8 protein-coding genes are annotated in these 11,862 nt (G+C 58.0%); 6 read left to right on the plus strand and 2 right to left on the minus strand.

Annotated elements, in window-relative coordinates:
• From QT222_RS14925 to QT222_RS14940, 4 genes are all read left to right on the plus strand, one after another.
• The coding region (locus tag QT222_RS14925; protein ID WP_491477623.1) for a Gfo/Idh/MocA family protein at nt 1-812 on the plus strand (812 nt) is incomplete at its 5' end.
• Nucleotides 809-1,717, plus strand: a complete 909-nt coding sequence (locus QT222_RS14930) for a DUF362 domain-containing protein (RefSeq protein ID WP_004060918.1) — start codon at nt 809-811, stop codon at nt 1,715-1,717. The genes QT222_RS14925 and QT222_RS14930, both read left to right, overlap by 4 nt.
• Nucleotides 1,714-2,790, plus strand: coding sequence for an NAD-dependent epimerase/dehydratase family protein (locus QT222_RS14935; RefSeq protein WP_004060917.1), 1,077 nt, complete (start codon nt 1,714-1,716; stop codon nt 2,788-2,790). Before QT222_RS14930 ends, QT222_RS14935 begins: the two co-directional genes overlap by 4 nt.
• Nucleotides 2,791-2,908: 118 nt before the next feature.
• On the plus strand, nt 2,909-4,204 hold the full coding sequence (locus tag QT222_RS14940) for a carboxylate--amine ligase (protein ID WP_491477624.1): 1,296 nt from the start codon (nt 2,909-2,911) through the stop codon (nt 4,202-4,204).
• A 72-nt stretch (nt 4,205-4,276) separates the two neighbouring features.
• On the opposite strand, the gene QT222_RS14945 is transcribed toward QT222_RS14940, so the two are convergent.
• A complete protein-coding gene (locus QT222_RS14945) occupies nt 4,277-5,722 on the minus strand; it encodes a hypothetical protein (protein ID WP_491477625.1) in 1,446 nt (481 codons plus the stop codon).
• Nucleotides 5,723-6,318: 596 nt separating this feature from the next.
• Here QT222_RS14945 and QT222_RS14950 point away from each other — a divergent pair.
• A complete protein-coding gene (locus tag QT222_RS14950) occupies nt 6,319-7,368 on the plus strand; it encodes a glycosyltransferase family 2 protein (protein ID WP_491477626.1) in 1,050 nt (349 codons plus the stop codon).
• Nucleotides 7,369-7,443: 75 nt separating this feature from the next.
• Nucleotides 7,444-8,517 carry a DUF1616 domain-containing protein gene (locus QT222_RS14955; protein WP_491477627.1) on the plus strand — a complete coding sequence of 358 codons (1,074 nt, stop codon included), beginning with the start codon at nt 7,444-7,446 and terminating at the stop codon, nt 8,515-8,517.
• 90 nt (nt 8,518-8,607) lie between these two features.
• Here the strand turns inward: QT222_RS14955 and QT222_RS14960 are convergent, their stop codons facing one another.
• The gene (locus QT222_RS14960) at nt 8,608-11,271 is read right to left on the minus strand and encodes a hypothetical protein (protein ID WP_004060911.1); all 2,664 of its coding nucleotides are present in this window, start codon (nt 11,269-11,271) and stop codon (nt 8,608-8,610) included.
• Nucleotides 11,272-11,862: the final 591 nt, after the last annotated feature.

Here is an 11,862-nt window from a genome sequence, read left to right on the forward strand (position 1 = left end):
AGGCCGCAGCGAACGGCTTATACGTCTACGACGAGAAACCCCTCGCGCGCTCAGTTTCGGAAGCAGACGCCATGGTCGACGCCGCTGAGGCCGAAAACGTCGCACTGGGCGTCGACCACACCATCCGGTACATGCCGGACGTAAAGCGAGTGAAGGACAAGTACGACAGCGGACGAATAGGATACGTCCCCTACGCCACGATTTCACGGGTCAACAACGGTCCGTTCGACCGGGTCCCAGTCGAGAACGCCCCGCCGTCGTGGCCACTCGACCCCGAACTCGCTGGGGGTGGTGTTCTACTCGAACTTGGCGTCCACCTCTTCGACGTCCTCGAGTGGTTCTTCGGCGAACTGGAGGTTGAGGCGGCAGACGTCGGGTCGCAACTGTCGATTCCGGTCGAAGATGCCGCGACCGTTCTCCTCCGCTCTCAAGAGACGGGAACAGTCGTAACCATGCACTGTGGGTCGTATCAGTGGGAAGAACTCCCCGAGATCAACATGTCGTTCCGTCTCGACGGCGTCGCTGGTGTCCTCGACAACCGGGATTATCTCCCGAAAAACTTCTACACGAGTGCCGCCCGTTCGGCGACGGAAAACGTGTTCAAACGGCTGCGTGGTGAAGACCCGAACCACTACGGTCCGACGTATTATCTACAGGCACACTACGAAGCGCTCGCCGACTTCTTCGGTGCCATCCGGGCCGGTGAGAAACCTCCAGTCGATGGTGAGGTTGGTCGGCGTACCATCGAGCTAGCAGAGTCGGCGTACGAGACGGCGAGTACCGAGCAGTCACTCAGGAGTGTTCGACAGTGACGGCTCAGCATTTCCTTCGGGCAACCCGAACCCCGTCCGTCCGTCCCGACGATGTTCGCGAGACAGTTCGAGACCGAATCACGACTTACCGCGGTCGGCTCTCCGACCTGGAGTCCGTCGTGGTCCTTCCCGATACGCACTATCCGCACCACCCGACAACGGGGATGGTAACAGACCCGACAGTCGTCGCAGGGGTGGTCGACGGGCTTCGAGAGATCGGCATCGAATCGATCACCATCGCCATCGCGGGTGGGCGACACGTGACTGGCACGCGGGCCGCACGGTACCTCGGATACGAGTCCCTGACCGAGGAGTTGGATGTGGAGTTCCTCGTACTCGACGAGGCTGAGCAGGTCGATATCACGGTATCAGTCGACGGGCGACGTGTTCCAGGGATGATGCCGAAGCCGCTCCGGGAGTATCCGGTCGTCAACGTGCCGACCGCACGATACGCGTGGGAAACGTCGTTTGCGGCAGCGGTAGCGAATCTCGGGAGGTCGTGTGCAGTCGCGGAAGCACCCGCCATCGAACTCGCTGTCGCGGCAAAAGCAACCGACGTTCCCGTGACGCTCGTCGACGCGGTGTATACGTACACGGGAACTGCAAACGCAACAGGACTGCTACTCGACGGTGAGAACGTCGTCGACATCGACATCGCGATGGCAACGTTGTTCGGCGTCGACCCAGCAGACGAAGAATATCTCCGGATTCTGAGTCAGGGGACACCGACCGAGTATCCAGTCGAAGGTGTCTCCCTCGCGGACGTCCGAGCGGAACTTCCGCTCAGACCGAAGCCGAAACCGGACGAACCGCATCACCTCGTAACAGAGGCATACAAGATGTATACGCGTGTGAGCGGCGACGCGTTCCCTCCACAGCTGCTCGGAAACCAGACCCGAAAATGATAGAAGAAATACACAGTGGCGAGGGACAAACAGCGTTCGTTACTGGGGCAACCGGCTTCCTCGGTCAGCATCTCTGTGCGATGCTATACGAGCGTGACTGGACAGTCCACGGACTCAGGCGCCGAAGTTCCGACCTTGGGGACCTCGAAACGCTCGATATCGACTGGCACGTAGGCGACATCCTCGACGAATCGTCGGTTCAAGCGGCCATCGCAGAGGCCGACCCTGACGTGGTGTTTCACCTCGCCGGTATCGGTCTCGCATCAGCCGACTCGGAGACGGTCCACGAGGTGAACGTCGAAGGTACTCGGACGCTGTTGCAAGCCAGCCTCGACGCCGATATCGATAGAGTCGTCTTTACGAGTACAGCCGGGAACCGGCGCAACCGTGGGGTCGCAGTCGAGCGTGATCTCGCGCCAGCGGTCGGTGCGTACCAGAAGTCGAAGACTGAAGCCGAACGCATTGTACACCAGTACGTCGACCGAAACCTCGACGTCGTAACCGTTCATCCCACGTCCGTGTTTGGGCCCGGCGATACGACGTTCACGGCCCGTCTCATCAAACTCGCGACCGACCCGAAGTTGGTTGCGTACCTTCCAGGTGGTGCAAGCATCGTCGGCGTTGACGACTGCGTCAACGGAATTTGCCTCGCTGCAGAGCGGGGAAAGGCAGGCGACCACTACATACTCGGTGGACAAAATCTCACGTATCGTGAAATAGTGACGATCATCGCCGAGGAAGCAAACGGCTACAGCCCCGTTGCTCCTCTCCCTCGTCCTATCGTCCTCGCAATGGGGACGGTCGCCAAAGGTATCGGGAAACTATTCGATGCGCGCGTGTTCCCGTTCAGTCCGGAGATGGCGCGTCTCGCGACGAGCGAACTGTTCTACAGTTCGGCGAAAGCGCAGACAGAACTCGGCTACACGTATCGGGGGCTCCGAGAACACGTCGGCACTTCGATTTCCTGGTACAATCAGCGTTTCGCACCGAACAGAAACGAGAATCACGCTGACAGTACAGTGGAGACAGAGCGACGGACACAGCAAGAACAGAGGCGGCATCAAGTCCCGTGAGCGTCTTTGCATCGTCTTCTCTTTCGATTCTTTTCGTCGTCCCAGCATCGGGGATAGTGCCAAAGTCGAGATAGTTAGTTAACCCATACTAATTCAGTTACCGCACGACGATTGAGTCATGGTTAGACGAGAGCACAGCCATAACTCGATTCTCATCCCATCGGGTAATTACATCTGTATGCGGTCACCCGGTGAACGCGGTGTTTACACGATTCACGCATCAGAACACGACAACGTCCCGGCTGCCTCATCGCGATTCTGTGACGAACTCGTTCGAATTCCGGGGCCGAGAGATGGTCTCGTGGCCTACAAAGATGCGCTCGTCGGTATCGCTGCTCGTCCGGATGTGAGGACGATAATCCCGACTCGCCCCGAAGACGGGTACGTCTTCTCGAAGTACCTCGACGAGTTTGAGCAGTACGTTACCCTCATCGTCCCTGAATTTGAGATGCTTCGACGGGTCCACGACAGGAAACTGCTATACGAGGCTGCACAGGAGGCGAATGTCCCCATGCCACGGACGCGCCTCTTCAGCAAAGTCGAAGAGTTCGACAAGCCGTCCATCGTCAAACCGCGGTACAACGTCGTCGCCGAGGAGTACGTCGACAGCTACGACCCGAGTGACTACGACATTATCAAGAGCGTCAGGCACCTGAGGCCCGGCGACCGCCCGGAACCGGACGCAATCTACGCGGAAATGAAACACGACCCCATCGTGCAGGATTACGTCCCAACCGAGGGCAAGTACATGTTTGCGGCGCTGTACGACCACGGTGAACCAGTCGCGACGTTCCAGCACCGACAGATTCGCGGGAACTCATACACTGGGGGCGGTGGCGTCTACCGGAAGTCCGTGTATATCCCGGAACTCGAAACGGTTGCACGAAAACTCCTCAGTCACCTCGAATGGCACGGGCTCGCGTGTATCGAGTACCTCAAAGACGCGGAAACGGGCGAGTTCAAGCTCATCGAAATCAACCCCCGTATGTGGCAGTCGCTTCCTTCAACGGTTCGTGCTGGGGCCGACTTCCCGTACTACTACTGGTTACTGGCGACGGGTCAGAAAGACCGCATCGAACCGGACTACGAACTCGATATCGGAACCCACTATCTCTGGGGAGAACTCGGCTACATCATGAGTGTCGTCAGCGACGACTCTCCACTGGTTGAGCGGCCATCGCTCCCAAAGACAGTGTTGGAGGTTCTCGTGTCCATCTACCGCGAACCGCGGTTCGACCTCGCCCGCATTGACGACCCGGTCCCGTTCGCCAGATACGTGTGGCATGCACTCTTCGAACGGGGTTCCAGCGGCGAGGGCGAAGTCGAAAGGGGGAATGTTGACAGAGGGGAGCAGACAGAAGAACGAGCCACGAACGTCACACTGACCCCCGGATTCAACCTTAGGGGTCGGTGATAGCCAAGAATCTCGTCGCTCTGTTCACTCTATTTGCAGGCGGTATTTCGCTATCGTTGTTTCGTCAGATATCTACTGGTCTTTAAATGCGCACGTTCCTGTGTACGACACGTTTTGAAGCGAGAGATCGGCATCTCGCGTCTGCGTCGGGGCACCACTTACGTTGATGGTGGAATTTTCTATCGAACAGCCTTCGGCACCCTCGACAAGGACGCCGCCGACGTACCCTCTCGGAAGGTGGATACAACTGTCGACGATTTTTGACCCGTTCCGGTTTTTGCCGATGACGACTGCTGAGTCGTATGGTTGTTCGGTGCACTGACCCGTAATCGAGACGTTATCGAGCGTTGCACCCCACGGTTTTTCCGTCGTGTCGGTGTCGACCGTATCTGCGTGAATCGTCTGAATCGACGTGTCGTTCTGGATGCGACAATTACGGAGCGTGAAACTCCCGTGGCCGCCCCACGACGGCGGCGACGTCGCGATGACAGCGCGTGCGGACGGACTCGACTTGTAAATGAAGTCACAGTCCTCGATGAGTACCCCGGAATAGCCGTTGCCCGTCGAGTCGATAAGGAGACCTGTGGGACTGTGAAGTTGGTCGCCGTCGCGGGCGTGTTCGTTGAGGTCGTTGTCGTCGACGATGACGGTCGCACCTTTGATCCACGAGGACTTCGAGGGGTGGTCGCCGCCGGAGATGCGCATGTTCGTGTTGTCGTTGTTCTTGAACAGGCCGCCTTCGACGCGGAGCACGCCCTGCGTGTGGGTCGCGCGGAACGACGACGAGCCGCGCTGTTCGATGTGGCAGTCGATCATTTTGACCTCGCCCACGGAGCGTTCGGTGATTCGAATTCCAGCAACACCGTTGGGATAACCGGTGAGTTCAGCGCCTTCGCGCATGTAGACGCGGCGGGCGACGTTGACGCCGTCGACTGAGGTGCAGTCGAATAATAACAGTTGGTTGCGGGCGTCGTTATCAGAAGGGGTTCGGCCGAGCCATTCGACATCCTCGATGAGCGCGCCGTCAGTGTTCGCAAGCCAAATGTCGGCACTCGTCGTTCGGTCGTCGGTCTGCTGGAGAGAGAAGTTCTTCAAGACGTGGTAGCTCCCGCTCGTAATACGAAACATTCGGAACTGTTCGCCCGGGTCGTTCCGAGGGAAGACGAACTGCACGTCTTTGTGTGACTTTCCGAGTCCGACGAGTCGAAAGTTTTCGACACCGCGGTCCCAGTCGTGCTCCCGGGTGACGAGATACTCCCCCGGGGGAAACTCGATGGCAGTGTGATCATCGTAGGTCTCGTCGAGTACCTCGTCGATTGGTTCGTGTCCCGTCGGGTCCATCCCAAGGTCTTCAACCGCGTTCAAGACGGTCAGTCGAAGCGCGGGTTCCGGTGTCAACGTCGATTTCTTCGGTGTAGAGACAGTTGGGTTCTCCGTGCCCGCTCTCGTTTCACATCCTGCGATGGCGGCGCTACTGCCGACCGAACCAAGCAACTTCAGATAGGTTCGGCGCTTCACCAACAGACACCCCGTTCGGTCTGTGTCAGTCGGAGCGGTGAGTGAAGAGTCTCTCCTGAGTGACGAGAGTGAGGGAAGATCCGAGAGGCCGTACGGCGGAGGTACATCTGGTTCGTCCATTGGGTGTGGTAGCTGATTGGTAGGTGGTAGATAACCAACCAACCGTCGACAAGATACGAAGTGTGAATCCAGCGAAAACGACGAACGCCACTCATCACGACTAAAACAACGAAGCTACCCGCCGCGACGAGAGGTAGTAGCTGTTTCAGGGGTACACAGGGGGCAAACAGGGAAACGCTCAACCGAGACCGGTAATGGATCAATTATTCAGAATTATCCAGTGATTTGAATTTATAACCGAGAATTTAGATATATTCAGGATATCTTGAACAAAGGTACAAAGTCAATAAAATTTGAAAGTGGGTTTCTATTATATATTTGGTATGGCTAACAAAGCCCTCATCAGTACAATCAGCCAGTCGAAACACCGATGTTACCACGAATTCTTCGTCGCACTTCGGTCCCTCCCGGGCAATGCTCCACGGGCGTCCGTCGAGGCACGCAGGGCGTAATACCCGTCCAGCAGGAGAGACACGATGTATCGCGGTAATATCATTGGCGTCGTCGTACCAGCGTACAACGAAGAACAGTTCATCGAACAGGTCATCGAGACTATTCCGGAGTTCGTCGACCGAATCTACGTAATCGACGACCACTCCACCGACGAGACGTGGAGGAAAGTACGGGATTACGTCGCACGTGCGAACAAGCGTACGCTAGTTCCATTTGTACCGGACGGCGGTAACCAGGGTCGGCAGCGTGTCGTCCCGATTCGACACTCGACCAATCGTGGGCGCGGTGCCGCAGTGAAAAACGGGTACGAGCGGGCCCTCGCGGACGGTGTCGACATCGTCGTCGTGATGGACGGTGACGGACAGATGGACCCTGCTATACTCTCCACTCTCGTCGACCCCGTCGCGGATGGAACTGCCGACTACGCCGCCGGCGATAGACTTGCTGGGCCATCCCACTGGCGAGGGATGCCAACGTGGCGACTCTTCGGAAATCTGCTCCTATCAGGGCTAACTCGAATTGCCAGCGGCTACTGGCACATTCGCGACCCACAGAACGGGTACACGGCCATCTCGGCAGCGACACTCTCCGACATCGGTGTCGAACGACTGTACAACCAGTACGGGTTCTTAAACGATCTCCTCGTGAAACTAAATGTCGCAGAAAAACGAGTTACGACCGTCTCGATGGACGCACAGTACGGTGATGAAAAAAGCAGCATCAGATACACCACGTTCGTTCCGGGGCTGTCGTTCCTCCTGCTCAAGGATTTCCTCTGGCGCTTACGCGTTCGGTACCTCTCCTCGGAGGTACATCCAATCGCCGTCCTGTACGCCGTCGGCGTCGTAGGGTTCGTCACCGGGGCAGTACAGTTGGGCCGCAAACTCACGTCTCGGAACCGGCCGGATCGCTATGGATTCGTCGGTCTTCTCGGCGGTATCGCATCGCTCGTCGGCGCGATGCTCCTCGACAAACACGAAAACAAGGGGCTAGAAGCGGCAGTAGAACCGCCGGAATCGGGTGAACAGAAGCTGCCCACGGACAGCATCGAAAGCGACAGAGATGGGCGTTAGTCCCCGTGTACCAGCCAACGACAACCGAGTGAGGTGCTCAATAACAACACGCTAGACCAGAGATATATCTACCCGATGGAGTCGACATCACACAGGGAAGGACGGTTACATCGAGTACTCGGTGGGCTGTCACTCGACGTGCCGTTCTCGCTGGCGGTGGTCGTATTGAGTTACGTCGGTGCGTTGCTCCACGTCGTGCCGACTGTGCAGGCTATCGTCGGTCTTCCAGTTCTCCTGTTTCTCCCCGGCTACGCGCTCCTACTTGCGTTATTCCCCGGAAACAAATTAGACCAGAAGATGCACGGCCCGGCATCCGGACCATTCGAGTGGAATGCGAGCCTCAGCCTCGTCGAACGGCTCGCACTCTCGTTCGGGATGAGCATTGCGTTGCTCCCGGTCATCGGGTTGGTATTACTCTGGGTCGGACTCGGATTAGACCTATTCGTCGTACTCAGTGCGCTCTCGGTAGTCATCATCGTCGGAATCGCCATCGGAGAGATTCGACGCCGACGGCTCCAGCCCGCCGAGCAGTTCCATATCCCGATTCGACAGTGGTACGCGGACATCGCGGATGCCTTTGGCCGACCGTCGCGAATTGACTCGCTTCTGAACGTCGCGCTCGTAGTTGCCATCATCTTCGCAGTCGCGAGTCTGGGGTACGCAGTTGTCGACACGGGCGGCGGCGAGTCGTATTCGAGTCTGTCCCTTCTCACGCAGGATGCATCCGGCGAGTTCGTCGCGGCCGACTACCCATCGGCGCTGACTGCTGGTGAGCAAACCGAGTTGTTCGTCAGCGTCGGCAACTTCGAAGGCGAAGCCACCAGCTACACCCTCGTCGCCGAACTCCAACGCGTTGAGCAGGCGGGCGGAGAAACGACCGTTGTCGAGCGACAGGCGCTCGGACAGCAGACGAAGACGGTTGCAGACGGAGGAACGTGGCGGACGAAACATAATTTTGTCCCGGCACTCACCGGCGAAAACCTTCGGCTCACGTATTACCTATACGAAGGTGAGGCCCCCGCGGAGCCGAGTACCGAGACGGCCTACCGCTCGACGTATATCTGGCTCACCGTGAATGAGGACACTGCGAGCGCTGCGGATGAGACGGCTTCGTCGGTTGGGACGGAGTCGATGGCTGTTCCTGTGTGAGTTACAACTGCCGAGCGCTACGTGCAGTGTCCATCAAAAAGGACGCTTCGCAACGCAACGTCCGACGAAAAATCGCCGAGTCGAACGGAGTTAGCCGTCGTTGTCTTCGAACGTCAGCGCCGCGTCGCCAGTCAGGTTCATCTTCGTGATGTCACCCGAGAAGCGGAAGCCGTCGCTGTCGTCGGTGATAGCACCCGTTGCCGTGCTGGTCGTGAGCGAATCGGAGCTCTCGGTCGCTCCGATAAGCGGGTCGTTCATAATCTCGCCGGTGACTTCGAGTTCGTACTGGGTCTCCGTGCCCTCGCCCTTGACGCGGATACGGTTCGGAAGCGCGAACATGGCGGGGTCGACTTGCGTACCGTTGACGTAGACTTCGGCCTCGCCTTCGAGGAACGAGAACGAGGTGATGTCGCCGGAGTAGGTGTACACGTCTTCGGCTCCGTCGGACGTGATCCAGCCCGTCGCGGACGTACTGGATACGTCGTCCCACTCTTCGATGGTGTCGCCGGACGCCTGCAACGAGTCGCTGACGGCAACTTCGTACTGCGTCGTCGTCCCCGTGCCGACGATGCGGAGTTCGTTCTCGGAGTCCGTCGAGTCCGTCACGGAGCCACTACCACTCGTCGCGTCCGTGATGGAACTCGGCGTTACCTGCATGCCGTCGACGTAGAGGTCCGCCTCGCCTTCGAGGAACGAGAAGGACGACACGTCGCCGGAGAACGCGTACACGTCCTCGGAGCCCTGGTCCGTAATCCAGCCCGTTGCAGACGTGCCGGAGATGCTATCCCATTCCTCGATGGTGTCGCCGGACGCCTGCAGCGAGTCGGTGACGGTGAAGTCGTACTGCGTTGTCGTCCCCGTGCCGACGATGCGGAGTTCGTGCGACGAATCGGTCGTCGAGTCGTCGCCGGACGACGAGTCGTCACCACTCGACGAGTCACTGTCACTCGTCGCATCTGTAATCGTACTCGGCGTCACCTGCTCGCCGTTGACGTAGATTTCCGCCTCGCCTTCGAGGAACGAGAAGGACGACACGTCGCCGGAGAAGGTGTACGCGTCTTCGGACCCGTCGGTAGTAACCCACCCTGTGGCGGAGCCACTGGAGACATCGTCCCACTCCTCGATGGTGTCGCCGGACGTCTGTAGCGAGTCAGTGACGGTGAATTCGTACTGGGTCGTCGTTCCCGTGCCGACGATTCGCAGGTCGTTCGGAAGCGGCTCCGTAGTCGTCGAGTCGTCGCCAGACGACGAGTCGCCACTGCTCGTGCCGTCGTCAGTTCCGGGGAGCGGACACGAGTCGCTGCTGGTGATGTTGCTCGTGCTCACGTCGGCCCCGTTGAACACGGTTGCCTGCCCGGTGACGTTGATGTTGGTGTCCAGAATCTCACAGTTGGTCGCGTCGTTGACGAGAACACCGTTAACGTCGCCGTTCGGGAAGTGGATACAACTGTTCTGGATTGTCGAGCCGTTGCGGTCGTTGTCGATGCAGACAGCGGCACCAGCCGGCTGCGACTGAGAACTACCCGTAATCGAGACGTTATCGAGCGTCGCACCCCACGGTTCTTCAGTCGTGTCGGTATCGACCGAGTCGGCGTGGAGCGTCTGAATCGACGTGTCGTTCTGGATGCGACAATTACGGAGCGTGAAACTCCCGTGGCCGCCCCACGACGGCGGCGACGTCGCGATGACAGCGCGTGCGGACGGACTCGACTTGTAAATGAAGTCACAGTCCTCGATGAGTACCCCGGAATAGCCGTTGCCCGTCGAGTCGATAAGGAGACCTGTGGGACTGTGAAGTTGGTCGCCGTCGCGGGCGTGTTCGTTGAGGTCGTTGTCGTCGACGATGACGGTCGCACCTTTGATCCACGAGGACTTCGAGGGGTGGTCGCCGCCGGAGATGCGCATGTTCGTGTTGTCGTTGTTCTTGAACAGGCCGCCTTCGACGCGGAGCACGCCCTGCGTGTGGGTCGCGCGGAACGACGACGAGCCGCGCTGTTCGATGTGGCAGTCGACGAGACGGATTTCACCGACGGAGCCACCCTGCACACGGATACCCGCAACACCGTCGGGGTAGCCGGGGATTGCAGCGCCTTCGCGCATGTAGACGCGGCGGGCGACGTTGACGCCGTCGACGGACGAACAGTCGTATGCGAGTAGTTGTCGTCGGGCGTAGTTGTCGGAGGGAGTGCGGCCGAGCCATTCGACATCCTCGATGAGTGCGCCGTCGTCGTTGACGAGCCAGATGTCGGCGGTCGTGGTGTCGTCGTCGGTCTGCTGGATAGAGAAGTTCTTCAGGACGTGATGGCTGCCGCTCGTGATTTCGAGGAACCGGAACTTCTCACCGTTGTTTCCGGATGGGAACACGAACTGCACGTCTTTGTGTGAGCTTCCGGTTCCAACGATACCGAACCGAGAGACGTTGTCGTTCCAAGACTGTGTGTTGGTCGCGAGATACTCACCCGGAGGGAATTCGATGAGTGTCCCACTTTCGTAGGCTGCGTCGAGTTTGCTGTCTATCGGCTCGTTTCCGTTAGGGTCCATTCCAAGGTCGGCCACCGCGTCGACAACGCGGTCCCACTGGATTCCGAAGCGCTCCTCTGGTCCAGACGCAGCCGACGCGACGCCGGCAGAGAGGGCAGTCGATGCGGCCGCTGCACCGATTTTGAGGTAGTTCCGTCTGTTGAGTTGCGATTCGAGGATGGAGTCCGAATCTGTAGCAGATTCGTCGTCGTCTCCACCGTTGAGTCGTACCATGCTTCAGGAAAGCCCTCGTTAACATGATAATCATTATTGCGAGGTATACGCAGTTTCGGTCCGTTTACCAACGTGTTTGATTCGGATGGCAGCCAGATAGATACCAGTTGTTTACCAAAAACACACGTTATTTTCGGGGAGAAAATAGTAGGTTAAATGTGAATGAGAACAGTTTCGAGCCAAATAAAATGACATCTTAATCCATGCTAAATCTCTGAGACCAACAGACAATAACGGGTTAATTTTTCGCGTTCTCGGAACTTGTCTGTGTGTATAATCTACCTATGCTCTGGTAATTAATCCCCCACCGAACCTTGCGGGTGCTTTCGTTTCACTATAATCACACATTTGGCGAGGTGCTACTATATTTGATTCACTCGATACATTCAGTTATCAATGAGGTTCGCCGAATCAATTGAATTCTCCTCTTAGTGAGGCAGACCAATTGTTACTTCGACATGACCGAAACGAGTTCCTGTAGATTCTGTTTGACCCGCCAGTCGAAAAGCGCCATCAGAGATGCTGCGCTGATGACGTAGGCCATGACGCCGTAGATGACGATGGCACCGGCTTCCTGGAGACGCGAGGCCA

The organism is Haloferax sp. s1 (assembly GCF_058382125.1).

Bases quoted from the DNA above. Each gene is read 5' to 3' on its own strand.
- QT222_RS14935 (WP_004060917.1), top strand. From the start codon at position 1,714: ATGATAGAAGAAATACACAGTGGCGAGGGACAAACAGCGTTCGTTACT.
- QT222_RS14940 (WP_491477624.1), top strand. From the start codon at position 2,909: ATGGTTAGACGAGAGCACAGCCATAACTCGATTCTCATCCCATCGGGT.
- QT222_RS14950 (WP_491477626.1), top strand. From the start codon at position 6,319: ATGTATCGCGGTAATATCATTGGCGTCGTCGTACCAGCGTACAACGAA.
- QT222_RS14955 (WP_491477627.1), top strand. From the start codon at position 7,444: ATGGAGTCGACATCACACAGGGAAGGACGGTTACATCGAGTACTCGGT.
- QT222_RS14960 (WP_004060911.1), bottom strand. From the start codon at position 11,271: ATGGTACGACTCAACGGTGGAGACGACGACGAATCTGCTACAGATTCG.